At 72.4% G+C, this 25,022-nt stretch carries 29 protein-coding genes; 16 read left to right on the top strand and 13 right to left on the bottom strand.

The features are described 5' to 3' along the window. Positions 1-11 precede the first annotated feature (11 nt). A complete protein-coding gene (locus tag ABZU69_RS07545) occupies positions 12-980 on the bottom strand; it encodes a Gfo/Idh/MocA family oxidoreductase (RefSeq protein ID WP_354963563.1) in 969 nt (322 codons plus the stop codon). Positions 981-1,243: 263 nt separating this feature from the next. Between ABZU69_RS07545 and ABZU69_RS07550 the strand changes: the two genes are divergently transcribed. Next, positions 1,244-2,077, top strand: coding sequence for an NUDIX hydrolase (locus ABZU69_RS07550; RefSeq protein WP_354963564.1), 834 nt, complete (start codon positions 1,244-1,246; stop codon positions 2,075-2,077). 70 nt (positions 2,078-2,147) lie between these two features. Here the strand turns inward: ABZU69_RS07550 and pstB are convergent, their stop codons facing one another. The 7 genes from pstB to ABZU69_RS07585 all read right to left on the bottom strand — a co-directional run bounded on the left by pstB (position 2,148) and on the right by ABZU69_RS07585 (position 9,290). Continuing rightward, entirely contained in the window at positions 2,148-2,924 is a 777-nt protein-coding gene (pstB, locus tag ABZU69_RS07555; RefSeq protein ID WP_089018767.1) for a phosphate ABC transporter ATP-binding protein PstB, read from the bottom strand. Positions 2,925-2,941: 17 nt separating this feature from the next. After that, positions 2,942-4,030, bottom strand: coding sequence for a phosphate ABC transporter permease PstA (gene pstA, locus ABZU69_RS07560; RefSeq protein ID WP_354963565.1), 1,089 nt, complete (start codon positions 4,028-4,030; stop codon positions 2,942-2,944). Continuing rightward, positions 4,027-5,118, bottom strand: a complete 1,092-nt coding sequence (gene pstC / locus ABZU69_RS07565; RefSeq protein WP_074314909.1) for a phosphate ABC transporter permease subunit PstC — start codon at positions 5,116-5,118, stop codon at positions 4,027-4,029. Before pstC ends, pstA begins: the two co-directional genes overlap by 4 nt. Before the next feature lie 39 nt (positions 5,119-5,157). After that, complete coding sequence (gene pstS / locus ABZU69_RS07570) at positions 5,158-6,264, bottom strand: phosphate ABC transporter substrate-binding protein PstS (protein ID WP_354963566.1); 1,107 nt, start codon at positions 6,262-6,264, stop codon at positions 5,158-5,160. A gap of 291 nt (positions 6,265-6,555) precedes the next feature. After that, the gene (mshD, locus tag ABZU69_RS07575) at positions 6,556-7,482 is read right to left on the bottom strand and encodes a mycothiol synthase (protein ID WP_354963567.1); all 927 of its coding nucleotides are present in this window, start codon (positions 7,480-7,482) and stop codon (positions 6,556-6,558) included. A gap of 63 nt (positions 7,483-7,545) precedes the next feature. Continuing rightward, complete coding sequence (locus ABZU69_RS07580) at positions 7,546-8,415, bottom strand: polysaccharide deacetylase family protein (protein ID WP_354963568.1); 870 nt, start codon at positions 8,413-8,415, stop codon at positions 7,546-7,548. 155 nt (positions 8,416-8,570) lie between these two features. Further along, positions 8,571-9,290, bottom strand: coding sequence for a response regulator transcription factor (locus ABZU69_RS07585; protein ID WP_181518701.1), 720 nt, complete (start codon positions 9,288-9,290; stop codon positions 8,571-8,573). Positions 9,291-9,601: 311 nt separating this feature from the next. Here ABZU69_RS07585 and ABZU69_RS07590 point away from each other — a divergent pair, with 311 nt between their 5' ends. The 7 genes from ABZU69_RS07590 (at position 9,602) to ABZU69_RS07620 (ending at position 14,710) form a co-directional block, all read left to right on the top strand. Beyond that, positions 9,602-10,564 (top strand): hypothetical protein, encoded by a 963-nt coding sequence (locus ABZU69_RS07590; RefSeq protein WP_354963669.1) that lies wholly within the window; start codon positions 9,602-9,604, stop codon positions 10,562-10,564. A 107-nt stretch (positions 10,565-10,671) separates the two neighbouring features. After that, a complete protein-coding gene (locus ABZU69_RS07595) occupies positions 10,672-11,460 on the top strand; it encodes a DUF2993 domain-containing protein (protein ID WP_354963569.1) in 789 nt (262 codons plus the stop codon). A 106-nt stretch (positions 11,461-11,566) separates the two neighbouring features. Continuing rightward, positions 11,567-11,644 (top strand): Ms5788A family Cys-rich leader peptide, encoded by a 78-nt coding sequence (locus ABZU69_RS07600; RefSeq protein ID WP_310503780.1) that lies wholly within the window; start codon positions 11,567-11,569, stop codon positions 11,642-11,644. A gap of 207 nt (positions 11,645-11,851) precedes the next feature. Next, positions 11,852-12,700 (top strand): sulfurtransferase, encoded by an 849-nt coding sequence (locus tag ABZU69_RS07605; protein WP_354963570.1) that lies wholly within the window; start codon positions 11,852-11,854, stop codon positions 12,698-12,700. 2 nt (positions 12,701-12,702) lie between these two features. Then, positions 12,703-13,023 (top strand): DUF1416 domain-containing protein, encoded by a 321-nt coding sequence (locus ABZU69_RS07610; RefSeq protein ID WP_089018777.1) that lies wholly within the window; start codon positions 12,703-12,705, stop codon positions 13,021-13,023. A gap of 255 nt (positions 13,024-13,278) precedes the next feature. Further along, entirely contained in the window at positions 13,279-13,791 is a 513-nt protein-coding gene (locus ABZU69_RS07615; protein ID WP_354963571.1) for a winged helix-turn-helix domain-containing protein, read from the top strand. Between the two features lie 58 nt (positions 13,792-13,849). Beyond that, positions 13,850-14,710 carry a hypothetical protein gene (locus tag ABZU69_RS07620; RefSeq protein ID WP_354963572.1) on the top strand — a complete coding sequence of 287 codons (861 nt, stop codon included), beginning with the start codon at positions 13,850-13,852 and terminating at the stop codon, positions 14,708-14,710. A 35-nt stretch (positions 14,711-14,745) separates the two neighbouring features. Here ABZU69_RS07620 and ABZU69_RS07625 read toward each other — a convergent pair whose 3' ends face one another. The 3 genes from ABZU69_RS07625 to ABZU69_RS07635 all read right to left on the bottom strand — a co-directional run bounded on the left by ABZU69_RS07625 (position 14,746) and on the right by ABZU69_RS07635 (position 17,615). Next, on the bottom strand, positions 14,746-16,782 hold the full coding sequence (locus ABZU69_RS07625; RefSeq protein ID WP_354963573.1) for a glycogen debranching N-terminal domain-containing protein: 2,037 nt from the start codon (positions 16,780-16,782) through the stop codon (positions 14,746-14,748). Beyond that, on the bottom strand, positions 16,779-17,159 hold the full coding sequence (locus ABZU69_RS07630) for an SCP2 sterol-binding domain-containing protein (protein WP_354963574.1): 381 nt from the start codon (positions 17,157-17,159) through the stop codon (positions 16,779-16,781). The genes ABZU69_RS07625 and ABZU69_RS07630 overlap by 4 nt, the downstream gene beginning before the upstream one ends. Before the next feature lie 81 nt (positions 17,160-17,240). Next, on the bottom strand, positions 17,241-17,615 hold the full coding sequence (locus tag ABZU69_RS07635) for a DsrE family protein (protein ID WP_354963575.1): 375 nt from the start codon (positions 17,613-17,615) through the stop codon (positions 17,241-17,243). A gap of 12 nt (positions 17,616-17,627) precedes the next feature. Here ABZU69_RS07635 and mtfM point away from each other — a divergent pair, with 12 nt between their 5' ends. Continuing rightward, a complete protein-coding gene (gene mtfM / locus ABZU69_RS07640) occupies positions 17,628-17,732 on the top strand; it encodes a small membrane protein MtfM (protein ID WP_030327764.1) in 105 nt (34 codons plus the stop codon). Positions 17,733-17,737: 5 nt separating this feature from the next. Next, positions 17,738-18,328, top strand: a complete 591-nt coding sequence (locus tag ABZU69_RS07645) for an FABP family protein (RefSeq protein WP_354963576.1) — start codon at positions 17,738-17,740, stop codon at positions 18,326-18,328. Between the two features lie 3 nt (positions 18,329-18,331). Here ABZU69_RS07645 and ABZU69_RS07650 read toward each other — a convergent pair whose 3' ends face one another. Then, positions 18,332-19,213, bottom strand: a complete 882-nt coding sequence (locus ABZU69_RS07650; protein ID WP_354963577.1) for an aminotransferase class IV — start codon at positions 19,211-19,213, stop codon at positions 18,332-18,334. A 69-nt stretch (positions 19,214-19,282) separates the two neighbouring features. Here ABZU69_RS07650 and ABZU69_RS07655 point away from each other — a divergent pair, with 69 nt between their 5' ends. The 4 genes from ABZU69_RS07655 (at position 19,283) to ABZU69_RS07670 (ending at position 22,725) form a co-directional block, all read left to right on the top strand. Next, positions 19,283-19,711 (top strand): Fur family transcriptional regulator, encoded by a 429-nt coding sequence (locus ABZU69_RS07655; protein WP_089018784.1) that lies wholly within the window; start codon positions 19,283-19,285, stop codon positions 19,709-19,711. Beyond that, a complete protein-coding gene (locus tag ABZU69_RS07660) occupies positions 19,708-20,820 on the top strand; it encodes a folate-binding protein (protein ID WP_354963578.1) in 1,113 nt (370 codons plus the stop codon). The genes ABZU69_RS07655 and ABZU69_RS07660 overlap by 4 nt, the downstream gene beginning before the upstream one ends. 23 nt (positions 20,821-20,843) lie before the next feature. After that, positions 20,844-21,671 carry a 3-keto-5-aminohexanoate cleavage protein gene (locus tag ABZU69_RS07665; protein ID WP_354963579.1) on the top strand — a complete coding sequence of 276 codons (828 nt, stop codon included), beginning with the start codon at positions 20,844-20,846 and terminating at the stop codon, positions 21,669-21,671. 94 nt (positions 21,672-21,765) lie between these two features. After that, complete coding sequence (locus ABZU69_RS07670) at positions 21,766-22,725, top strand: asparaginase (protein ID WP_354963580.1); 960 nt, start codon at positions 21,766-21,768, stop codon at positions 22,723-22,725. A 51-nt stretch (positions 22,726-22,776) separates the two neighbouring features. On the opposite strand, the gene ABZU69_RS07675 is transcribed toward ABZU69_RS07670, so the two are convergent. Continuing rightward, complete coding sequence (locus tag ABZU69_RS07675; protein WP_354963581.1) at positions 22,777-23,574, bottom strand: alpha/beta hydrolase; 798 nt, start codon at positions 23,572-23,574, stop codon at positions 22,777-22,779. Between the two features lie 112 nt (positions 23,575-23,686). On the opposite strand from ABZU69_RS07675, the gene ABZU69_RS07680 reads away from it, so the two are divergent. Both ABZU69_RS07680 and ABZU69_RS07685 read left to right on the top strand, forming a co-directional pair. After that, complete coding sequence (locus ABZU69_RS07680; protein ID WP_354963582.1) at positions 23,687-24,310, top strand: helix-turn-helix transcriptional regulator; 624 nt, start codon at positions 23,687-23,689, stop codon at positions 24,308-24,310. Next, entirely contained in the window at positions 24,307-24,978 is a 672-nt protein-coding gene (locus ABZU69_RS07685) for a hypothetical protein (protein WP_354963583.1), read from the top strand. Before ABZU69_RS07680 ends, ABZU69_RS07685 begins: the two co-directional genes overlap by 4 nt. Positions 24,979-25,022: the final 44 nt, after the last annotated feature.

Below are 25,022 nucleotides of genomic sequence, written 5' to 3' on the forward strand. Positions count from 1 at the left end.
CCTTCCTTTCATCACAGGTAGCGCACGCCGATCTGCTCGCGTACGGCGTCCAGCAGGGCCATCACCTCGAGGGTGGTGGTGTGCGGCACCAGCGGGCTCTCGGTCAACCCGGCCGCCAGGCAGCGCTGCACCTCGATCGCCTCGTACTGGTAGCCGTTGCCGGCGGTGTCGGCGGTGATCGTCTCGGGCTCGGCGCCGTCCCGCCACAGGGTCAGCGAACCCGGCCGGAAGAACGGCTCCGGCAGGTCGATCCGGCCGGTGCTGCCGGTGATCGAGGCGGACTGCCCGCTGGAGCCGACCATGCCGCAGCTCAGGGTGGCCAGCGCGCCGGTGTCGTAGCCGAACAGGATGCCGGTGTTCTCGTCCACCCCTTCCGGGCCGAGCTTCGCCCAGGACCGGATGTGCTGCGGCGTGCCGAGCAGCAGGTGGGCCAGGCTGACCGGGTAGATCCCCAGGTCGAGCAGGGCGCCTCCGCCCAGCGCCAGGGCCCGCATCCGGTGCGCGGGTGGGAAGGGCCCGGACACCCCGAAGTCGGCCCGGACGCTGCTCACCGTGCCGATCGCGCCCTCCGCGATCAGCTCGGCAGCTTGCATGACCAACGGGTTGGTCCGCATCCACATGGCTTCCATCAGGAAGACCCCGGCGGCGCGGGCGGTGTCCACGAGTTCGGTGCTGCTGGCCAGGTCGAGGGTGAACGGCTTCTCCAGGAGCACCGCCCGCCCGGCCGTGAGGCAGGTCATCGCCGCCTCGTAGTGCGCGGCGTGCGGGGTGGCCACGTAGATCACGTCGACCTCCGGGTCGGCGGCCAGCTCCACCCAGGAGGCGTAGGCGCGCTTCGCGCCGTGCTTTTCGGCGAAGCGCTGCGCGCTGTCCGCGGCGCGGGAGCCGACCGCGACCAGTTCGGCGTCCGGCACCAGCCGGAGGTCTTCGGCGAAACGGCTGGCGATGTGGCCGGTGGCCAGGATGCCCCAACGAGTCATGTCGGCACGCTAGCCGAGCCGGGTGAACGACCGGGTGCCCGGCCGCCGCCGGCTCATCCGTCGGGACCCCGGTGCAGGTCATGGTCGGCTCGTCCGCTCCGGCCGGCCACCCCTGCGCGTCCCCCTTTGCTCTGCTTACGCGGGCGCGACAGTTACCGACCATTTCTGTTGCGTGGGCTGAAGCAGAGCAAAGGGCGGTCCGGGTGGCGCCGACCGGCACACCGGCCGGGCCGGGGCGGCCGGGCAGGCCCTAGGCTCGCGACATGACGATCGACAGTGACGGTTTCGCCGCCCCGGCCGCCCTGGTCGAGCACGCGCGGCGGTTCCAGGCCGAGGGCGGCATCCCGGCGGTGCCCCGGGTCGCGGCCACCGTGTTGCTGCTGCGTCCGACCGGCGCCGACTTCGAGGTGTACGTCATCCGTCGGGTCGCCGCGATGACCTTCGGCGGGATGTACGCCTTCCCCGGCGGTGGCGTGGACCGCTCCGACTCCGCCGCACACCTGGACTGGGCCGGCCCAACGCCGAGTGAGTGGGCGGGGCGGCTCGGGGTTGCCCCGGACGCCGCCCAGGCGGTGGTCTGCGCCGCCGCCCGGGAGGTCTTCGAGGAGTCCGGCGTGCTGCTCGCCGGCCCGGACCCGGCGACCGTGGTGGGTGACGTCAGCGGTGACGACTGGGAGGCGGCCCGGCAGGACCTGGAGGGGCGCCGGCTGGGCTTCGCCGCGCTGCTCGCCGACCGGCGCCTGACGCTGCGTTCGGACCTGCTGCTGCCGTGGAGCCGGTGGATCACGCCGGAGTTCGAGCCGCGACGCTTCGACACGTACTTCTTCGTCGCCCTGCTGCCGGCCGGGCAGCGGACCCGGGACGTCTCCGGGGAGGCCGACCACACGCTGTGGATCCGGCCGGCGGACGCGCTGGCCCGGGCCGAGGCGGGTGAGCTGACCATGCTGCCGCCGACCCTTGTCACGCTGGCCCAGGTGGCGGCCGCCGGCGACCTGGCCGGGGTTGCCCAGGCGGCGGCCGACCGGGACGCCGCCACCCCGATCACCCCGCGAATGGACTTCCCGGCCGACGGCGAGCCCCGCTTCGTGCTCGGCTGAACCACCCGGGGTACGCCGAGGGGCGCCGGTCAGGTCGACCGACGCCCCACGCAGAGCGGGAACCAGCGGCTCAGCCGAAGCGGCCGGTGATGTAGTCCTCGGTCTTCTTCACGCTCGGGTTGCTGAAGATCTTCTGGGTGTTGTCGTACTCGATCAGCCGGCCCGGGTCGCCGGTCTTCTCGATGGAGAAGAAGGCGGTCCGGTCCGACACCCGAGCGGCCTGCTGCATGTTGTGCGTCACGATGATGATCGTGAACTTGTCCTTGAGCTGGAACATCAGGTCCTCGATGGCCAGCGTGGAGATCGGGTCCAGGGCCGAGCAGGGCTCGTCCATCAACACGACCTGCGGCTCGACCGCGATGGTCCGGGCGATGCAGAGCCGCTGCTGCTGACCGCCGGAGAGGCCCGCGCCGGGCTTGCCCAGCCGGTCCTTGACCTCGTCCCACAGGTTCGCCGAGCGCAGCGCCTTTTCGGCCGCGTCCTCCAGGATCGACTTGCGGCGGACGCCGTTGAGCTTCAGCCCGGCCACCACGTTCTCGAAGATGCTCATGGTGGGGAACGGGTTCGGCCGCTGGAAGACCATGCCGATCGTGCGCCGGACCGCGGTGACGTCCACGTCCCGGTCGTAGATGTCCTGGTCGTCGATTGTCAGGCTGCCCTCGACCCGGGCTCCCGGCAGCACCTCGTGCATCCGGTTGATCGACCGCAGGAAGGTGGACTTGCCGCAGCCGGACGGGCCGATCAGGGCGGTGACCGTCTTCGGCTCGACGGTCAGGTTGATGTTCTCGATGGCCTTGAAGGCACCGTAGTAGGCGGTGACGTTCGAGGCTTCGATGCGCTTGGCCATGGTGGTACCTCCGGGGTTCATCGGCTGAGCCGGTTTCGGCGGGCCAGCAGCTTCGCCGCGATCGTCAGGATCAGCACGAGGGCGACCAGGGTGAGTGCCGCGGTCCACGCCCGTGCCGGCGCGTACCTCGACGCATCACCGGCCTGCTGGTAGACGAAGAGGGACAGCGACGACTGGTTGTTCTCGAAGGGGTTGGTGTTGATCGCGGCGCCACCGCCGGCGACCAGCAGCACCGGCGCGGTCTCGCCGGCCGCACGGGCGATGGCGAGCATGACGCCGGTGACGATGCCGGGCAGCGCCGTCGGCAGGACCACCCGCAGGATGGTCTTCCACTTGGGTACGCCGAGCGCGTAGGCACCCTCGCGCAGCGGCGCCGGGACGAGGCGGAGCATCTCCTCGGTGGACCGGACGATGGTGGGCAGCATCAGCACGCTCAGCGCGAGCGCGGCGGCGAAGCCGGAGAAGCTCGGCCGACCGTCGTTGAACCAAGGCGACACGACGAGCACCCAGAACGCCAGCACGAAGAGGCCGGAGACGATCGACGGGATGCCGGTCATGACGTCCACGAAGAACCGGATCGCGAAGGCGAACTTGCCCCGGCCGTACTCGACGATGTAGATGGCGCAGAGGATGCCGAGCGGCACGGTGATCAGGGTGGCGATGCCGACCTGCTCCAGCGTGCCGACGATCGCGTGGTAGGCGCCGCCGTTGGCGTCGCGGGCCCCGATGTTGTTCATCGAGGTCTGGAAGAAGTTGGCGTCCAGCCGATCGGCGCCCTTGCTGACCAGCGTCCACACCACGGACACGAGCGGCAGGACCGCCAGCACGAACGCGGAGTGGATCAGCGCGCTCCAGGTGCGGTTGCGGGCCGAGCGGCGCCCCTCGACCGCGTTGGCCGCGGCGAAGAGCCCGATCAGGTAGAGCACCGCGCCGAGGGCGACCACGAGGACCGGGCCGCCGATGTCGGTGCCGTAGACGATCACGGTGGAGAGCGCCAGGGCCGCAACGGCGATTGCCGGTGCGGCGTACCAGGGCAGCCGCCGGGCCCGCAGCGAGGCGGGCTGGGCCGGCGGGCGGGTGCGGTGGGAGGTGACGGTGGTGGTCATGCGGCCGACTCCGTGAACTCCCGGCGGCGGTAGATGATCGCCCGCGCCGTGATGTTGACGATCAGCGTGATGGTGAACAGCACCAGGCCGGAGGCGATGAGCGCGCCGCGGCCGGTCTCGTTCGCCTCGCCGAACGCGTTGGCGATGTTGGCGGCGATGGTGTTGCCGCCGTTCTGGATCAGGTTGAACGAGATGCCGAAGGTGATGCCGAGGGTCAGCGCCAGGGCGATGGTCTCGCCGAGCGCCCGGCCGAGGCCGAGCATCACCGCGGCGATGATGCCGGGGCGGCCGTAGGGCAGCACCGCGGTGCGGAGCATCTCCCAGCGGGTGGCGCCCAGGGCGAGGGCGGCCTCCTCGTTCGCGGTCGGCGTCTGGAGGAACACCTCGCGGGAGAGCGAGGTGATGATCGGCAGCACCATGATCGCGAGCACCAGGGCGCCCAGCATGATCGACTTACCGAACGGGCCGTCACCGCCGAAGATCGGGATCCAGCCGAAGTACTCGTTCAGCCAGACCGAGAAGTCCCGGACCGGGTTGATGAAGATGTCCCGCCCCCAGAGACCGAAGACCACACTCGGCACGGCGGCGAGCAGGTCGACCAGGAAGCCGAGCGCGGTGCCCAGCCGGCGCGGCGCGTAGTGCGAGAGGTAGAGCGCGATGCCCAGCGCCACCGGCACTGCCATGAGCAGCGCCAGCGCCGAGCTGAGCACGGTGCCGAAGGCGAGCGTGCCGATGCCGAACTTGGGCTGCGTCTCGTTGGGGGACCAGCCCTCGTAGGACCAGAAGTTCTCGGTGTTGGCGCGCAGGGCCGGCACCGCCTTGGCGATCAGGAAGATCGCAATGGCGGCGATGATGACCAGAACGGCGGTGCCGGCGGCCAGGGTGAGACCGCGGAAGGCCCGCTCGGCGCCGAATTTCCGGCTGCGCGGAAGCGCGCCGCCGCCGCCCAGCCCGGCGCCGCCCGGGGAACGGGTGCTGACTGGTGCCTCGGCCACACGCGCCGAGGCACCGGCGGGCCACTCGTGACTCTGGGTCACGCGCGTCCCGCCGGTGCCGGCGTCGGCCGAGCGGTGAGGGGTTTCACCCATCTGCTCGCTCGATTCGGTTGCGGAGGTGGTGGGGTCGGGTCAGGAGAGGTTCTCGACCGCGGTCTCGACCTTGGTGCGGACCGTCTCCGGCAGCGGGGCGTAGCCCAGGTCGGTCAGCGAGTTCTGGCCCTCGGCGCTGGCGGCGTAGCCCAGCAGACCCTTGACCAGCTTCAGCTTGTCGGCCGCGAGGCCCTTGCTGCAGACGATCTCGTACGTCGCCAGGACGATCGGGTAGGCCCCGGCCTCCTTGGTGTTGTAGTCGATCGACAGCTTGAGGTCGTCGCCCTGGCCCTCGACCTTGGCACCGGCGATGGTCTTGCCAGCCGCCTCGGCGGTCAGCGCGGCGAACTCACCGTTGCCGTTGCCGATCTTGGACATCTTCAGGCCGGCGTTCTCAGCGAACGACCACTCCATGTAGCCGATGGAGCCGTCGGCGCCCTTTACTGAGCTGGCCACGCCGTCCGAGCCCTTGGCGCCGGTACCGCCCGGGGCCTTCCACGCCTTGGCCTTGCCCAGGGTCCAGTCGGCCTCGGCGGTCTTAGACAGGAAGTTGGTGAAGTTGTCGGTGGTGCCCGACTCGTCCGAGCGGTGGACGGTCTGGATGGTGGTCGCCGGGAGCGTGGCACCCGGGTTGTCGGCCTTGATCGCCGCGTCGTCCCACTTGGTCACCTTGCCGGCGAAGATCTTCGCCAGGGTGGCCGGCTTGAGCTGGAGGTTGTCCACGCCGCTGACGTTGTAGGCGATGGCCACCGGGCCGATCACCATCGGCAGGTGGATGGCCTTGCCACCGACGCACTTGGCGTCCGCCTGCGGCTGCTCCTCCGGCTTGAGCGCGGAGTCGGAGCCGGCGAAGTCGGCGGTCCCGGCGATGAACGCCTGGATGCCGGCGCCCGAGCCGGTCGGCTCGTAGTTGATCGTGGCGCCCTGGCACTTCTGCTGGTACGCCTTGATCCACTCGGCCATGGCGTTCTTCTGCGCCGACGAGCCCTGGGCGTTCAGCGTTCCGGTAGCGCAGTCGACCGCGGCGGCCGAGCCCGAAGCGCTGGCGCCGGAGGCGGGCTCGTTGTTGTCCGAGCCGCATGCACTGAGGCCGAGCGTCGCGGCAAGAGCGAGGCAGGCAATAGTGCCGTACCGCTGGAGCTTCACCTGAGGGGTTTCCCTTCGCGTCTGACTTGGCGCCCCGATCCCGGGGCCCGAGGACCGGCACTGACCGGCTGACACGAAAGTTAGAAGTGCCAGGTAGCCGGTTCGCCGGTCGCAAGTGAACGCAAGGTGAACACGTACGGCCGCCGAGGTGACCGCTTGCTGAGGGTGAGTTGTCCGTTAAATGAACCCGGGTACACCTGTCAGAAGTATGGCTATATTTCCGGTACGGTGTTATCTCGCCGACGCGCGGCCGTTACCCGCCAGTGACCCGGCCGCGGCGGCGACCGGCGGTCAGCCGAGGTGATAGTTGATGTGCGCGGACCAGCGGGCGAAGCCGAGCCGCTCGTAGAGCGCGACCGCCCCGGTGTTCGACTCGTCCACGTAGAGCATCACCCGGTCCAGCCCGCGCCGGTCCCGCAGGTACGCCAGCCCGGCATTGGTCAACGCCCGGCCGAGCCCACCGCCGTGCGCGGTCGGCTCCACACCGAGCACGTACACCTCGCCGATCCGGGCCGACCCGGGGCGCTCGTGCACCTTGGTCCAGTGGAAGCCGAGCAGCCGGCCGGTGGCGGTCTCCTCGGCGAGCAGGAAGCCGGCCGGGTCGAACCATGGCTCGGCGAGGCGGACCCGGAGGTCGTCCGAGGTCCAGCGGCCCTGCTCGGGGTGCTCGGCGAAGGCCCGCGCGTTGAGGGCCAGCCAGGCGGCGTCGTCGGCCCCCGGCCGGAACGCGCGCAGCACCACTCCGTCGGGCAGTCGCGGCAACGTCAGCGGGGCGGCCAGTGGTCGGCGCAGTTGCCAGAGCACCCGTGCGCGGGTGAACCCGAGGTCGACCGCGAGTGCGGCCGCCGAGGGGTGGTCACCGTGTGCCCAGGCCCGCAATGGCCCGGTGGCCGAGGCGAGCACGCCCCGCGCCAGAGCCCGCCCGGTGCCCCGCCGCCGGTACGCGGGGTGCACCACCAGCTCCACCCCGATCCCGCCGACCGGGTCGGTCGTGTCCAGGTGCGCGTACCCGGTGAGAACGCCGTCGTCGCCGCGGGCGATCAGGTGCACGGCCGGGGCGTCCGGGTCGCGCAGCCGGAGCAGGACGTGCTCGTCGAGCGGGTCCGCGCCGTCGGTGTCGCCTGCGGAACGGGCGAGGGTCAACACGTCGGCGATCTCCGCCGGAGCCAGTCGGTCGGTCCGGGTCACCTGGTCGCTGGTCGGCTCGGCGCTGCTCATCCCGTCACCGTAGTCGCCGGGAACCGCGGTCCGCCGGGATCCCAGGCCGTGGTGCGGGGCGGCTCACGTCGGATCGGCGGGCAGCGCCTCCAGCTCGAACCGCTGAGTCAGATCGGGCAGGATCCGGCGCAGTGCGTCCACCGTGCCCTGCCGGTCCCCGCCGGCGTCGTGCAGCAGGACCACCGAGCCCGGTTCGACCTGGGTGACAACCGATGCGGCGATCTTGCCGGCGCCGGGTGCCTCCCAGTCCGACGGGTCCACCGACCAGTGCAGCGGAGTCATGCCGAGTTGCTGCGCCACCGACACGACGGGGTAGGTCCAGGCGCCGCCGGGCTGGCGGTACCAGACGATCGGCGCGTCCGGCACCGCTGCCCGGATCGCCTCGTTGGTCCGCGACAGGTCGGCGCGGATCATGTCCGCCGAACGGTTGCCCAGCGTGACGTCGTGGTGCCAGGAGTGGTTGCACAAGGTGTGTCCGTCGGCCACGATCGCCTGAATCAGATCGGGGTGGTCCTGCGCGTTCTCGCCGACCACGCAGAACGTGGCCTTGACGTCGAACTCGCGCAGCGTGGCGAGCACCTGCGGGGTGTAGCGCGGGTCCGGTCCGTCGTCGAAGGTCAGCGCGAGCCGCTCGCTGCCGGTGGTGGAGTGCGCGCCGAACAGCTGGTCACCCTGGGCGTCCCGCCCCGACCCGTCCTGACCCGCGTCGGTGGGGCCGCCGCTGGGACCGGAGGTCGGGGTCCCGCTCGGCTTGTCGCCGGGGGCTTGGTCGGCGTAGTGCGGCTCGTCGGCGTTCGCGGTGACCCCGGTGGCCTGCCGCTGGGGCTGGTCGGGGATGAGGCTGCGGCCCAGCACGTACGCCGAGCCGAGCAGCGCCACCGTCACCACCGTCACGATTCCCGCCGCCCGGACGGTCGGGTTGCTCGGCGTCACGGCTTCCGCCCGGCTGGCCGGTCACGCCGGCCCGTCGCCCCCGTGGTCACTGCGCGCACCGTCGCCCCTTTCTCCGACAAACCCGGCAGTCAGAATAGAACTGACGAGCTGCGCAAAAAGGGCATACGGGGAACCGTCCCCCGAGTGACGTGAGGTCAGACGGGCAGTGGCGCGTGCTCCGCCTCGGGCAGCGACCGCGACGGCGGAACGACGAACTTGTAACCCACCTGGCGGACGGTGCCGATCATCGACTCGTACTCCGAGCCGAGCTTGGCGCGCAGCCGCCGGACGTGCACGTCCACCGTGCGGGTGCCGCCGAAGTAGTCGTACCCCCAGACCTCGCGCAGCAGCTGGTCCCGGGTGAACACGCGGCCCGGGTGCTGCGCGAGGAACTTCAGCAGCTCGAACTCCTTGTAGGTGAGATCGAGGGGACGGCCCTTCAGCTTCGCGGCGTAGGTGTCCGGATCGATGGTCAGCTCGCCCGCCCGGATCGAGCCGCCGGCGCCGGCGGTCGCGTTGCTCAGCCGACCCACCGCGAGCCGCAGCCGCGCCTCCACCTCGGCGGGGCCGGCCGAAGCGAGGATGACGTCGTCGACCCCCCAGTCGGCGTTCAACGCGATCAGACCGGCCTCGGTCACCACCGCGACCAGCGGCACGCCGAGCCCGGTGGCGTGCAGCATGCGACAGGTCGCGCGGGCCTCGCTCAGCTCCGACCGCGCGTCCACCATGACCGCGTCCGGGCTGGGGCCGGCGACCAGGGTGCGGACGTCACGCGGCGCGGTGCGGACCGAGTGCGGCAGCAGGTCGAGTGCCGGCAGCACAGCGGACGGTTCCCCTGCGCGTGCGGTCACCAGCAGCAGGATCTCCACGATCACCTCCGTCCCGGCGGCACGCGGCCGCACGCGACCAGACACACTCACGGAACGTGCGCTGAGAAATTTGCGTGGTCCCGGCGTCGCTGACGGGCGGGTAACGGGTTGAGCGTAACTGATCGCCTCGGTTGCGCCCTCGGATCGTTTCCCGTTTGTCCGCCCTTGCCCCTGATCGTGGCGCAGGTTTTAACGCTGCTGAAACCCGTGACCACCGCGTCGGGCGGTCGGTCTGGCACGATCGGGGCGTGTTTCCTTCCACCTCGCCCGACGGGCCCCGCCCGGGCCCGGCCGCCCCGACCCGTGGCCACCCGCCCGTGCCGCGCACCGGGCCGCCCGTCACCGACGGCGAACGCCGTGAACGGGGTGGGCCCCGCCGTGCCCGCCGAGCCGGGGAGCCGGCCCGCCGCTCCGAGGACGAGATCGACGAGCCGGAGGAGGAGGTCGTACCCCCGGTCGAGGTGCGCCGCCCGCTGGCGCTGACGATCGCCGGTTTCGCGGCGCTGCTCGGTGTCGGCCTGGTGCTCGGCGCGCAGACCTCGGGCCCCGGTCACCGGCTGCCGTTCGCCTTCATCATCTTCGGCGTCCAGCTGCTGTTCGTGCTCGCCTGGACGATGGCCATGCGCCCACCCGCGCTGCTGCTGGTCGCCGGGATCAGCGCCGCGGTCGCCGCGGTCGCCGACATCGCCGCGGTGCAGACCGACATCGCCGGCCTGGCGCCGCTGGGCTACCTGGCAGCCGGCGGGTTCCTCGCCGCGGTGCTCGGTCAGCTGGTCCGCCGGGTCGACCGGGTCCGGGTCACCGACTCGCTCGGCGCCACGCTGCTCATCGTGGTCGGAGTGGTCGCCTTCGGCACCCTGATCGTGCTCAGCCGGATCCCCGCCGGCACCCAGGCGATCACGGTCTGCCTGACCGCGAGCGGAGTCGCGCTGACCGTCGCCCGGCTCACCGACGCGGTGCTGCCCTGGCCCCGGCTGGCCCCGCAGGTGCCCCGGGGCGCCGCCGGCGTGGTCGTCGGCGCGATGGTCGGCACGCTGATCAGCGCGCTTCTGGGCAGCTACCTGGTGGCCCCCTTCACGCCCACCCGGGCCGCGGTGATCGGCCTGGTCGCGGCGGTCACCGCCGTGCTCTCCGACCTCGCTGTCGGGTACGCCGAGGCGGGCCGGCTGATGGCCGGCGAACCACCCACCATGTGGGTAGCCCGGCACATGCAGGGTCCGCTCGGCGGCTTCGCCCTGGCCGCCCCGGCCGCGTACGCCATGTGCATGCTCTTCCTCTGAGCCACGGTTGAGCCCGGAGCCGGTCGGGTACCTACGGGTGCGCCGCCCTGCGGCGCCGGTACGAACGGCCCGTCGCACCGCGGCGGCAGGAGACAGGAGGCGGCGGCGTGGCCCAGGAGTATCCGGCGGACGAAGCCCGTCCCCGAAGGCGCGGTCGCAAGCTGCTCGTCGGCCTGGTCGTCCTGCTCGTGCTGGTGGCGGTGCTGCTGGTGATCGCCGACCGGGTGGCGGTCGGGGTGGCCGAGCGGGCCATCGCCGACCGGGTGAGCCAGGAGGTCACCAAGCAGGGCGCGCAGTCCGCCGAGCCCGACGTCGAGGTCGGCGGGACTCCGTTCCTCACCCAGGTGCTGGACGGCCGCTACCAGCGGATCTCCATCAAGCTGCGGGACGTGCAGGCCTCGGTGGAGGGCGACGCCGTGCGGCTGCCGGTGTTGGATGTGGACGCCCGTAACGTGCGGGCGTCACTGGACACCCTGCGCACCGGTCAGGGCGACGTCGTGGCGGACACCGTCGACGGCACCGGCACGATCAGCTACGACAGTCTCGCCGCGTTGCTGGACCGACCCGGGCTCACCCTCGGCGAGCAGGGCGGCAAGCTCACCGTCACCGCCCCGGTCGACATCCTCGGCCAGAAGCTCACCGTCAGCGGCACCGCCGACGTCACCGTCGCCGAGAGCGGTGCCGTCGCCCTGCGTTTCAACGATCTGGACGCCGCAGGCCTGCCGAACCTGCCGCTGGCCCGCACCCTGCTGAACAACTACGCCAAGGGCATCTCCGTCGACGTGCCCCTGCCCGACCTGCCGTTCCAGCTCGCCGTCCGGGAGGTCCGGCCGCTGCCCGAGGGGCTCGCGGTCACCGCCGACGCGAAGAACGTGCCGATCAACTCCGCGGGTTGAGCGCGCCGCCGGCGATCAGATGCCGGCCCTGCCTGCCGCCCGGGCGATTCCCGGATGCTGGTCGACCCGGTGGCAGCCCCGTCACTGGCTGGTAGGCTCCGTGGCCATGGGGACCCACCTCACCAAACGGCGCGCGGTCGACCTGTGCCGCGTGGCCACCTGCCTGTGTCGCCCCGTCATCTGACGGCGGGGCTGTTTCCGGCCGCCTGACGGCGGCCACCGGCACGCAGGGTCCTTGCACCCTCCGGTGATCCCACCGAAAGCCCGGCAGCGGCGCCGTCGCACGAACCCGTGATCCCGTCCTTCCGCTGGGTCCCGCGCGTGGTGCGACAGTTCAATCCATCGATCTCGCGCGTTGGCTCACCATCCATCCTCACCAGGGAGTGATTCGATGAGTCGCGACACCGCACTCGTTTCGGCCGAGTGGGCCGAGAAGAACCTCGACGCCCCGGGCGTCGTCTTCGTCGAGGTCGACGAGGACACCTCGGCCTACGACACCGGCCACATCGCCGGTGCCATCAAGATCGACTGGAAGATCGACCTGCAGGACCAGGTCCGCCGGGACTTCGTCAACAAGACCCAGTTCGAGGCGCTGCTCTCCGAGCGGGGCATCAGCAACGACGACACCGTCATCCTGTACGGCGGCAACAACAACTGGTTCGCCGCGTACGCCTACTGGTACTTCAAGCTCTACGGCCACCGCGACGTGAAGCTGCTCGACGGCGGTCGCAAGAAGTGGGAACTGGACGCGCGCCCGCTCGTCACCGAGACGGTGACCCGCGCGGCGACGCAGTACGTCGCGCAGGAGCCGGACACCTCCATCCGGGCCTTCCGCGACGAGGTCGTCGCCGCGATCGGCACGAAGAACCTGGTCGACGTACGCAGCCCCGACGAGTTCGCCGGTCGGCTGCTCGCCCCCGCCCACCTGCCGCAGGAGCAGGCGCAGCGGGCCGGTCACATCCCCACCGCGATCAGCGTCCCGTGGTCCAAGGCGGCCAACGAGGACGGCACCTTCCGGTCCGACGACGAGCTCCGCAAGATCTACGGCGACGCCGGCCTCGACGACGGCAAGGAGACCATCGCCTACTGCCGGATCGGTGAGCGCTCCTCGCACACCTGGTTCGTCCTCCAGGAGCTGCTCGGCCACCGCAACGTCAAGAACTACGACGGATCCTGGACCGAGTACGGCTCGCTGGTCGGCGTGCCGGTCGCGCTCGGCGACGAGCCCGGGGAGGCCTGACGATGACCGCTCCCACCGCTGCGGGTTGCGCCGCACCCGACCAGGCCGCGCCCCTGCCGGCCAGCCTGGACCTGGAGAAGGAAACCGTGATCACCGGCATCGTCCGCTCGGCGGCGGACGAGGCGGTGCCGGGCGCGTACGTCCGGCTGCTCGACTCGACCGGCGAGTTCACGGCCGAGGTGGTCACCTCGGCGGCCGGCCAGTTCCGGTTCTTCGCCGCGCCGGGTGCCTGGACGCTGCGGGCCCTGTCCCGGCACGGCAACGGCGACACCGCCGTCACCGCCGGCCGGGGCATCAACGAGGTCAGCGTCACCGTCGCCTGACAACCCACCCTCCGCTCGGCCGGGGCCGTTCACCCGCGAGGGTGAGCGGCCCCGGAGGTTTCGCCTCAGATACCGGTGGCGTCTGCGCCACCGGCGCCGTGTCCCTGGCGGTGCTCAATGCATAACGCCGGTCAGTGCCTGGTCAGTGACGCGGCGCTATCCTGATCGCGGGTCGGCCCCCCAGAATCCATCGGCATGCGTCACTATCGTCGGGTGGAAGTCACGCTCAATACGGTTGGTGCGGGTGGAGGCGGCGTGTCCGGTGAAGAGGTCCCGATCGTCGTCTGCGTGAGTGCGGACGTCTCGATGCGCGAGCGGGTGGTGCGCCAGCTCGACGGGGTCGGCCCGGTGGTGAGCTGCGCCGACCTGACCGAGCTGCGGGCGATGTTGCTCCCGTCGCCGCCCCGGGGTGCGGCCCTGACCATCGCGCCCGTAGGCCCACCCGCGGCCCAGCATGGGCCGGTCAGCTGGGGTGAGCTGGTCGTCGACCGCGCCGGTCACCTGGTCACCTGGTGTGGCGATCCGCTCCCGCTCACCCGCACCGAGCGGGAGTTGCTCGCCCGGCTGATCGGCCCGCCGCTGGTGGTGTGGAGCTACGAACAGCTCTTCGCAGCCATCTGGAACGGCGCGTACCTGGGGGACACCGCGATCCTGCACTCCGCGGTCAAGCGACTCCGGCACAAGCTGCGCGCCCTGCCGGGCGGGCCGCGGGTGCACACCGTGCGGGGGGTCGGCTACCGCATCGATCCGCCGCCCCGGCCCGCCTGACCGCCAGCGCGCCCGACTCCGTCGATCGCCGTCGGACCGCCCGTGACACCATGGCCGGGTGAGCGGAGCTGTCCGGACGGGGTGGGCCCCTTCGACCGGTCCCGCCGCCCCGGCACCTGCCTGGCGGCGGCGCTGGCTGCTGGTCGCGACCGCGGTCTGGGCCGTACTGCTGGCCGTGCTCGCCTGGACGTCGGTCCGCGACGACGCACCGACCGTGCGGGAGCAGCGCTCCCTCGACCAGGCCGGTCCGGTGGTCGACCGGGCGGTCGGAGAGCTGGCCCGGGCGTCCGGCGCGGCCGGGCTGCTGGAGCTGGGGCCGGCGCGGGTCGAGTCAGGCTGCCGCGTCACCCCGTTGGCCGACGGCGCCACGCTGCGGCGTGAGGTCGGCGTGCTCGCGGCCGTCGGCACCGAGCGGGCCGTGCTGTCCGGGATCGCCGATCGACTTCCCGCGAGCTGGCGCGCCGGGGTCGGGCCCGGGCTGGACGGCCCGGAGCTGCGCGCCGACGCCGGGGAGTTCGTCGCCGTCGAGGGCCGGCCGACCGGGGACGGTCGGATCCGCCTGACCGTGGACACCGGCTGTCGGCCGGTCGGCTCCGGCTACGCGCCGCCGCCGGCCACCGACGCCGGCCCGGAGGCCACCGCCCTGACGGCCGCGCTGCGAGCACTCGGCCAGCCTGCCGACGCCGCCCCGGAGCTGGTCACCGCGCCCTGCCCGGGCGGCGTGCTGGCCCGTACCGCGCGGTCCGCCGCCGGTCCCGGCGCCGCCGGGTCGGCCGGCGGGCTCACCCCGCTGGCCGGCGGCGCCCCACTGCTGGACAACCCTCCGGTGTACGCGTACCGCGCGGGCCCGGTCACGGTGCTGGCCGAACTCACGCCGGACGCCGCCCGGCTGGCCGCCACCGTCGGCTGTCCGGGCTGAGCCGGGCGCCCCCGGCAGGGTCAGCCGCCCGGCGGCTACTCCGGGTCGCGGCTGCGGCCCAGCGCGTCGATCCGACCCCACCGGCCGGGAATGTCCAGCAACTCGACCCGGCCCAGGCCCGGGGGCACGGCCGGATCGATGATCAGGTGCTCGCCCTGCGGCTCCAGCCCCAGCATCACCCGCAGCAGCAGCAGCGGGGTGCCGGTCGACCAGGCCTGCGGGCTGCACGCGGTCGGGTACTCCACCGGGTAGTCGGTGAGGTCACGGGCGTAGCCGGCGAACGCCTCCGGCAGCCGCCCGCCGAAGTAGCGCGAGGCGGCCAGCATCGCGCTGCAGATCTGCCCGGCCTCGTCCCGGAAGCCGTACCGCCACAGCCCCCAGGCGATGATCGAGTTGTCGAACGGCCAGACGGTGCCCACGTGGTAGCCGATCGGGTTGTACCGGCTCTGGTCCTCGGCGAGGGTCCGCACCCCCCAGCCGGAGAACAGTCGCGGCCCGAGCAGGTGTTCGACCACCTTGCCGGCCCGGGACTCGTCGACGATGCCGCTCCAGAGCAGGTGCCCGATGTTCGACGACAGCGCGTCGACCTGCCGGCCGTCGGCGTCCAGGGCGAGCGCGAAGTACCCGCGGTCGGCGATCCAGAAGTCGTGGTTGAACCGCTGCTTGAGGGTGGCCGCCTCCCGTTCCAGCCGATCGGCGTAGGCCGGGTCCCCCCAGAACGTCCGGGCCAGCCGGGCGGCCCGCATCTTCGCGTCGTACGCGTAGCCCTGCAACTCGCAGGTGGCTCGGGGAAAGCCGGGCATCCGACCGTCGGCGTACGAGATGGCGTCCCAGGAATCCTTCCAGCACTGGTTCTTCAGGCCGGTCTCCGGGTTGCGGGTCTGATACCAGAGGTAGCCGGTGCCGAGCAGGTCACCGTAGGTGTCGATCCAATTCAGTGCCGCCCGCACGTGCGGCTCCAACCGCCGGACCAGTTGGGCGTCGCCGGTCCAGCGCTCGTACTCGTCGAGCAGGATGATGAACAGCGGCGTCGAGTCGGCCGACCCGTAGTACGGCGAGTGTGGCTGCTCCTCGAAACCGGCCGTCTCCCCGTATCGCAGCTCGTGCAGGATCTTGCCCGGCTCCTCGTCGCGGAAGTCGTCCACCCGGTGCCCCTGCAACCCGGCCAGCATCAGGATGGTCGGCGGGATCAGCTCCGGCAGGAACGGCAGCACCTGCAACGAGGTGATGATGCTGTCCCGGCCGAACAGGGTCATGAACCACGGCAGCCCGGCGGCGAGCAGCCGTACGCCCAGGGTGATCGACTCGTAGCGCAGCGCGGCCAGGTCGTTGAGGCTGCGCCGGTACGCCCCGGCCAGCGGCTCGCAGTCGCAGCCGAGCTTCGGCGCGCGGTCGATCAGCTCCTGCTGCTCGGCGCGGATGACGTCCGCGCTACGGCTGCCGCCGTACGGCAGGGTGGCCCGGATGTCCTCCCCCCGCGCCCCGTACACGATGGTGGACACGTGCAACCGGGTCTGCCACTCGCTGTTGGGGGGGATTCGGATCCGGAAGGTCATTCCGGCCGCGTCGACCGTTGCCGGCATGCTGGAGCTGATCACCGTCTCCCGGTGGAACGCCTCCCGCCGGTACGTCAGCCGCAGCTCGTTGTCGGCCGCCGTGACCGTCGTCCGCCCCCGCTTCTGCCGGGCGTTCTTGATCTCGAACAGGTCGGCGAAGTCGGCTCCCATCTCCATCCGTACGGTGAACTCGACCTCCTCTCCCGCGTGGTTCAGCACGGTCAGCACCTCCTCGAAGCTGCCGACGATCGCCCGGTTGCGGATCACCGATGTCTTGGCGTCGAGGTAGTGGGTGGGTTCGCCGGGAGCGAGGAAGAACTTCGTCCGGTACGACTCGGAGTCGTCCATCGAGAGGGTGTGCAGCCGCTCGCCGTTCACGGTCAGCACCCAGTTGGACAGGAACCGGGTGTCGAAGGAGAACAGCCCGGTCGGGAAGTCATAGGACGGCTCGATGTCTCCCGTCCGGTCGCTGACCAGGAAGGTGTTGCCGTCCAGGATGCTGACCAGATCCTTCACGCCTGCCGCCCGGCCTGCTTCCGGGCCACCTCGCGCGGGTCGCGGGTGCCCGGCGGGTCGGGGAAGAACCGCCGAAAGGCCAGGAAGAGCACCACGTTCCCGCTGAACGTGCTCTCGTTGCGCAGCACCGCCGCGACCCCCTGGGCCTCGCCGGTCACCAGCCGGTCGAACAGGGCCGCGCTGCTGTACCAGATGGCGTCGGCCGGCCCGCGGTGACGGCTGACCTGGACCGATCCCGGCCGCATCCGAACCAGCCAGTGCTCGGTCGCGTCGTCGGTGGTGAGGTCGATCTGAAGGGTGCCGTCCGCCAGGCCACCGAGGACCGCCGGGGCCCGCGCCGGCAGCGATTCGAAGAACCTCTCCGTCACCTCGGTCACACCCGAATCGTAGGCAGCCGTCCGAGATGTCGGGTCGGTATCCGCACTCCGCCCCGACCGGCCGCCGAGGCGTGCCGCCGGTCAGTAGACCAGCGCCTGCGCTCCCTCGGCCAGGGACTCCTCGACGAAGACCGCGGCGCCGGCGATCCGGACGCCGGGCAGCATGTCGTCCGGTCCGATCTCGCGGCGGGCCGCGCACTGGGTGCAGGCGGTCACCCGGCCACTGGTCAGGATGACGTGCAGCAGCTCGGCCAGCGGCGCCGAATGTGGCAGCTCGAACTCCTGGGCGCGGCCGGGCAGCGCGAACCAGGTCGACTCGCCGGTCAGCCAGAGCGACACGTCCACCCCGGCCGCGACCGCGGTCGCGGCGACCGTGAACGCCTGTGCGCACCGCTCCGGGGCGTCCGCCCCAGCGGTGGCCTTGACGACGAGAGAGCGGGCCATGGGGCCCAGCATAGGATGGCCGGGATGGTTACCGAGATCGGGTTCGTCAGCCTGCTGGTCGCCGGCCTGGGCGGGCTCGCCGGTGGCCTGGTCTACCTCGCCGTACGCATATCGAGAGGACGTTGGTGACACTGGTGAGCGACGAGAACCCGCTGCAGCCCCCGTGGCTGAACGCGCCGCCGGTCGACCCGTACCCGTTCGAGGAGAGTCACGACCTGCGGGTCGGTCCGAAGCTGCACCCCGCGCTGGACGGCCTGCTGCCCTACATCGGGCTGTGGCGCGGCCGCGGCAAGGGCGGTTTCCCCACCATCGAGGACTTCGACTACGCGCAGGAGATCCGGATCAGCCACGACGGTCGGCCGTTCCTGCACTACGAGTCGCGGGCCTGGATCCTCGACGAGCAGAGCCAGCCGGTCCGCCCGGCCGGGCGCGAGGTCGGCTGGTGGCGGCCGGTGCTGGTGGACGGCCGGGCCACCGACGAGCTGGAGGCCCTGCTGACCACCCCGAACGGGGTGATGGAGCTGCACCTCGGCAAGCGCACCGGCACCCAGGTCGAGTTCGCCACCGACGCGGTGGTCCGGACGGCGACCGCCAAGGAGGTGACCGGCGGGCAGCGGCTCTTCGGCATCGTCGAGGGTGCGCTGCTCTACGCCCAGGAGATGGCCGCGATGGGGCACCCGCTCAGCGCTCACCTCTCCGCCCGGCTCGTTCGGGTCGGCGGCTGACCCTCAGGCGACGGCGAAACCCAACAGAGCGTGCAGGGCGGGGGTGCGCGGGGACCGGTCCCGGCGTACCCCGTCCAGGGTGCGCACCTCGGTGATCCCGCGCACCGATGAGCTGAACCAGATGCCGTCCGCGTCGTGCAGCTCGGCCAAGGTGACCATCCGCTCGGCGGCGGTCAGGCCCAACTCGCCGGCATGGCCCAGCAGCCAGGCGGCGGTCGTGCCGGGCAGGATGCCGGTGGTGGCGGCGGGCACCGTGCAGAGCGTGTCGCCGGTGAGCCACACCACGTTCGCGGTCGGGCCCTCCAGCGCGTAGCCGTCCGACGAGATCCAGAGCACGTCGTCCACCCCCGCCCGGTTGGCCCAACGGCGGGCGGCGCTGTTGACCGCGTACGAGGTGGACTTGATCCCGGCCGGCAGCCAGTCCAGCCCGGTGCGCGCGTCGGCGGGCACCCCCAGCGGCAGGGTCGCCACACTGATCCCGTTCCGGCGGGCCGCGCGGGACGACGCCGGCACCTCGGCCAGGGTGGCGTAGACGGTCGGTGGGCCGCCGGCCTCCGGGCCCCGGGTGCAGACCAGCCGCAGAGCCCCCTCCACCTGCGCCGGCCACCCCGCGCACACCGTGTCGAGCAGCTCGATCAGCGCGGCGGCGGATGGCAGGGGCAGCTCGACGGCGGCGGCCGCCGCGGCCAGCCGGGCGAGGTGCTCGTCGCGCAGCCACGGCCGGCCCCGGCGCAGATGCATGGTCTCGAAGAGGCCGTCGCCGCGGAGCACCCCGAGGTCGTCGCCGCGGAGCACGGGCTCGCGGGCTGGCACCGGGCCGTGTCCGAGCATGGCGATCCGCGCGGTCGTATCGGCCGCGACCTTTCCGACGGACGACAGCACCATGACCGTCGAGCGTAGCGGCGGTCCGTCGGCGTGCGGCGGTCGGCATGGTTGCCGAACTATGATCGGACGGTGTCCGAATCCTCCCTCGCGGAAATGCTCCGGGCCCGTGGGCTGCGGCTGACGGCCCAGCGGCAGCTCGTCCTCCAGGCGGTGCTCGATCTGGGCCACGCCACCCCGGAGCAGGTGCACACCGCGGTCCGGGAGGTCGCCGCCGGCGTCAACATCACCACCATCTATCGCACGCTGGAGCTGCTGGAACGGCTCGGCCTGGTGACCCACACCCATCTCTCGCACGGCTCGCCGACCTACCACGCGGCCGGTGAGCACCAACACGTCCACCTGGTCTGCCGGGAGTGCGGCGCGATCGACGAGATCGATCCGGAGCTGCTCCGTCCGCTCGCCGACCAGTTGGCCGCGCAACGGGGGTTCCGGGTGGACATCGGGCACGTGTCGCTCTTCGGCGTCTGCGAACGCTGCGAGAACGGGGACCAGAAATGATCGACATCGCGGGAGCGGTGGCCGTCGAGAGCATCGACGAGGCCAGCCGCGACCAGCCGGAGCCGGCGCACGCCGCGGCCGGCGTGCGGGGGGTGGCCGCGCACTACGGTGACCCGCTGCGCGAGCAGCGCATCCTGGACACCGAGGTCGGCCTGGTCGACCGGTCGCACCGGGGGATCCTCGCAGTGCCCGGGGAGGAACGGGCCGGTTGGCTGCACACGATCACCTCGCAGCACCTGGCGACGCTGGCCGCCGGCGAGGGCACCGAGCTGCTGGTGCTCTCCCCGCACGGGCACGTCGAGCAGCACGCCCTGGTCGCCGAGGACGGCGAGACCACCTGGCTGGACACCGAGCCGGGCGCGACCGCCGACCTGCTGGCGTACCTGGAGAAGATGCGGTTCTTCAGCAAGGTCGAGCCCCGCGACGCCACCGGCGAGCGAGCTCTGCTGTCGCTGGTCGGGCCGGCGGCGCCGGACGCGCTGGGCACGCTCGGCGTGACCGGGCTGGCCGCACCGGACCTGGTCGCGGTGCCCGGTCCGAAGTTCGCGGCCGGCGCCGTGCCACCGCGGGCGAGCGTTCGGTACGACGTACGGCCGCTGCCCGTCGGCGGCTGGGCCCGGCGCGGCCCGCTCGGGGTGGATCTGCTGGTCCCGCGATCGGCGATGGACCAGGTGGTGGCGGAACTGCGCGGCGCGGGCGTGCCGGTCGCGGGGCTCTGGGCGTACGAGGCGATCCGGGTGGCCGCCCGGCGACCCCGGGTCGGGGTGGACACCGACCACCGGACCATCCCGGCGGAGGTCGACCTGATCGGCCCGGCGGTGCACCTGGACAAGGGCTGCTACCGGGGGCAGGAGACGGTGGCCCGGGTGCACAACATGGGCCGACCGCCGCGCCGCCTGGTGCTGCTGCACCTGGACGGGGTGACCACCGACCAGCCGCCGACCGCCGGCACTCCGGTGACCCTCGACGGCCGGGCCGTCGGCTTCGTCGGCACCGCCGTGCTGCACCACGAGCTCGGCCAGATCGCGCTCGCGGTGCTGAAGCGGAACGTCCCGGAGGACGCCGCGCTGCTGATCGGTGCGACGGCGGCGGCGATCGACCCGTCCTGACCGGGCCGTCTAGGATCGCCGGCATGACGACAGGGACGTTGATCACGGTGGCCCCGACCGGCGCGGAGTCGGCCAAGGCGGAGGTGCCGGCGCTGCCGGTGACGCTCGACGAGCTGCTGCGCACCGCCAAGGAGTGCGAGGCGCTCGGCGCCGCCGTGATCCACGTCCACATCCGCGACGACGCGGCGCGGCCGACCCTCGACCCGGTGCGCCTGCGGGAGACGGTCGCGGCGCTGCGGGAGAGCACCGACCTGATCGTGCAGCTCTCCTCCGGCGGTGCGGTGACCGACCCGGAAGCCTCCCGACTCGCCGTGCTCGACGCCGCGCCGGACATGGCCTCGTGCACCATGGGCACGGTCAACTTCGGCGACGACGTCTTCCTCAACCGCTGGGAGTTCATCGTCGACCTGCACACCCGGATGCAGGAACGCGGAATCGTTCCGGAGTACGAGATCTTCGACCTCGGCCACCTGTCCGCGTTGCAGCGGCTGCTCGGCAAGTACGGACCGCCGGCCGGAGGGCATGTGCACGTCGACTTCGTGATGGGTGTGCCGGGCGGCATGCCGGGCACCACCGAGACGTTGGTGGCGGCGCACCGGATGCTGCGTGACCTGCCCGAGGGCACCACCTTCTCGGCCACCGGCATCGGCCGCAGCACGATTCCGGTCATGCTGACGTCGCTGTCGACGGGCGGGCACCTGCGGGTCGGTATGGAGGACACCGTGACGTACGCCAAGGGCCGCCCGGTGGAGTCCAACATGCAACTGGTCGCCCGCGCGGTCGGTTTCGCCCAGCTCGCCCAGCGTCCCCCGTTGACCACCGCCGAGGCCCGCGAGCTGCTGGGGCTGTAAGGCCGAGCCCGTCCGGCGCCCCTGTCACCCGGGCGGTGGACGACCAGGTCACCCCGCCGACGGGCACCTCCGGACCGTCGGTACCGTCCAGCACGTGGGAAAGACGTACGAGGGCGGCGCGCCGCTCGCCGAGGTGGTCCGGTCCGGGTTCGTCGAGGGTATGCACCGCGGCTCGGTGGTGGTGCTGGACGCCGTCGGTGTGCCGGTGGCCGCCGCCGGGGACGTGACCGCACCGATCTTTCCCCGCTCGGCCAGCAAGCCGATGCAGGCGATCGGGATGCTCCGCGCCGGCCTGCCGTTGACCGACCCGGCCGACCTGGCGCTGGTGTCGGCCAGCCACGCGGGTGAGGAGTTCCACCTGGCTCGGGTCGGCGCGTTGCTGGACCGGGCCGGGTTGGACGCCTCGGCCCTGCACTGCCCGCCCGACCTGCCGGTGGGGGCGGCGGCCCGCGAGGCCGTGCTGCGAGCCGGTGGCGGCCCGACCCGGGTGCAGATGAACTGCTCCGGCAAGCACAGCGGCATGCTGCTGACTTGCCAGGCGGCCGGGTGGCCGCTGGACGGCTACTGGCGGCCGGAGCACCCGTTGCAGCAGCGGCTGCGGGCGGCCATCGAGGAGTTCACCGCTGAGCAGGCGGCAGCGGTGGGAGTGGACGGCTGTGGAGCGCCGGTGCTGGCGGTGTCGCTCACCGGCCTGGCCGGGGCGTACCTCCGGCTGGTCGAGGCCGAGCCCGGCTCGGTGCCGCGTGCGGTGGCCGATGCCATGCGCGCCCACCCGGAGATCGTCGGCGGCACCCGGGCCGACGACACCCGGCTGATGCGCGGCGTACCGGGCCTGCTGGCCAAGGTCGGCGCCGAGGGCGTGATCGCGGTGGGGCTGCCGGGCGTCGGCGCCGTCGCGCTGAAGATCGACGATGGCGCGGACCGGGCCAGGATGCCGGTGCTGGTCTCCGCGCTGCGCCGGCTCGGCGTGGACGCTCCGGTGCTGGCCGAGTACGCCGAGATGCCGCTCTTCGGCGGCGGCGTCCCGGTCGGCGCGGTCCGCCCGCTCTGGTGACCGCCAACCCGCCGGTCCGGTGTGCCGGGCCGGCGGGCGGAGCCGGGTGGATCAGCTCAGGAAGTCGAGCAGGGCGGCGTTGACCGGCTCGGGGCGCTCCAGCGGCAGCAGGTGCGCCGCGTCCGGCACGTCGGGCAGGCGTACCGCGCCGGGCACCTCGGCGGCGATCCGGTCGGCGAGGCGGCTGATGTCCGGCACGTCGGCGGCTCCCGCGGTGACCAGGACGGGCATCCGCAGCTCGCCGAGGCGGCCGATCGCCGGCGGCGTCAGCTCGCCCACCTCCACCGCGCCGAGCGCCAACTCGGCGGCTAGCGCGCGCTGGTCCATCTCCTGCGCGAACGCGATGAGCCCGGGGTCGACGTCGGCCGGCTGACGACCCGGGCCGACCACCCAGAACCGCACCTCGCCGGCCGCACCGGCGACGAAGTCGTCGGGGTCGACCTCGCCGACCAGGCCGTCCCAGAGGTCGTTGGCCTCCTCGGACCACTGGTTCCCGGAGACCGCCGTGTCGAACAGCGCGAGCGCGCTTACCCGGTCCGGGTGGGCCAGGGCGGTGTCGATGGCGACCGACCCGCCGAAGGAGCAGCCCACTAGGGCGGCCCGGGGCAGGTCGAGTGCGTCCAGCAGGCCGACCACGTCGTCGTGGTGGGCGAACGGCGTCGGAGGCAGCTCGGAGTCGCCGTAGCCGCGCAGGTCCGGGACGATCACCCGGTGCCGGGCGGCGAGCGCGGGCAGCTGGCCCCGCCACATCCGGCGGTCGGCGATGCCGGCGTGCAGCAGCACGACGGGTGAACCGCTGCCGGCCTCGTCGTACGCGATGACTGCTCCATTGACTGTGATCTTGTCCACGGACGGACGGTACGGATCGTGCGAGCCGCACGCAAGCAGGTTGCTGAGACCTTGCTAACTCTGGCTAGCATTTTGCTTGCAAGAGTTAGCAAGGGCGGTTAGCGTCGCTGTCATGGCCACACCGAAGGACCTCCCCGACGTCGGCGGGTTCATCCGCGATCTGCGGCGCAACGCCAAGATCTCGCTGCGGCAGCTCGCCGAGCAGGCGGGGGTCAGTAACCCGTACCTCAGCCAGATCGAGCGCGGCCTGCGCAAGCCCAGCGCCGAGGTGCTCCAGCAGTTGGCCAGTGCGCTGCGGGTCTCCACTCCCGCGATGTACCTGCGCGCCGGGCTGCTCGACGACAAGGAGGGCCACGGTGTGCTCGCCGCCATCGCGGTGGACCCCGACCTGACGATGGCCCAGAAGCAGTCGCTCAGCCAGATCTACGAGACGTTCCGCCGGGAGAACACCCGGTTGGCGGAGGCCCGGGCCGCCGCCGAGGGCGTCGGCACGGACACCACCGGCGACGTGACCACCCCGACCGATGTCGCCGATCAGCCGGCCGATGTGGCCAACCTGGCGGCCACCGGCCCCACCACCGCCAGCGGCACCCCGACCGAGGCCGTGATCGAGTCGGTTGCCGTCACCGAGGCGGGCAACACACCCGCCCCGACCAGCACCAGCACCCCCGAGAAGAAGGCCGCCGGTCCGGCGGTCCGGAAGGCCGCCGACGCGGCCGAAGAGGAGACCTCATGACCGAGCCGAAGACCAACCGCATCCCCGCCCCTATCTACGCCGCCGCTGGCGCCGGGGAGTTGGCCCTCGAGCAGCTGCGCAAGCTTCCGGCCGTGGTCGGCGTGCTCGGCACCCGGGTCGTCGCCGACCTGGGCGGCCGGGCCGTGCTGACCGGCTTCGATCTGCGCCAGAAGGCCACCGAGACGCTGCGTACCGCCAACGAGACCGCCGAGAGCCTGCGTGGCCGGGCCCAGGCCGAGCTGGACCTGGCGAAGCTGCGCGAGTCGGCCGACCTGGACCGGCTGCGCGCCGCCGCCACCCGCAACGCCGCGGTGGTCGTCGCCGGTGCCCAGGCCGCACAGGAGCGGGCGTTCGCCGCGTACGGCGCACTGGTCGCCCGCGGTGAGCGGGTCGTCGGCGCCGGCGTGCTGGAGGCCGCCGAGACGGTCAACGCCGACATCGAGGCGACCGAGGCCGTGACGCCGGCCGCCACGCCGGTCGAGGCCACCGCCTCGGCCGCCACCACCCCGGTCGAGGTGCCGACCCCGGCCGACGTGGCCGAGATCGCCGAGGCCAAGCCGGCCGCCGTCAAGAAGGCCGCCCGGGCGCCGAAGGCCGCCAAGCCCGCCGTGACTCCGTCGGCGAAGCTGCCCCGGGTGACCAAGCGGACCCGTCCGGCTGCCAAGTAGTTCGTGCTGTCGACGACCCCGACGGCGTCCTTGTCGGACGTAGT

This window comes from Micromonospora sp. NPDC005206, assembly GCF_040608175.1.
Classification (GTDB): Bacteria; Actinomycetota; Actinomycetes; order Mycobacteriales; family Micromonosporaceae; genus Micromonospora.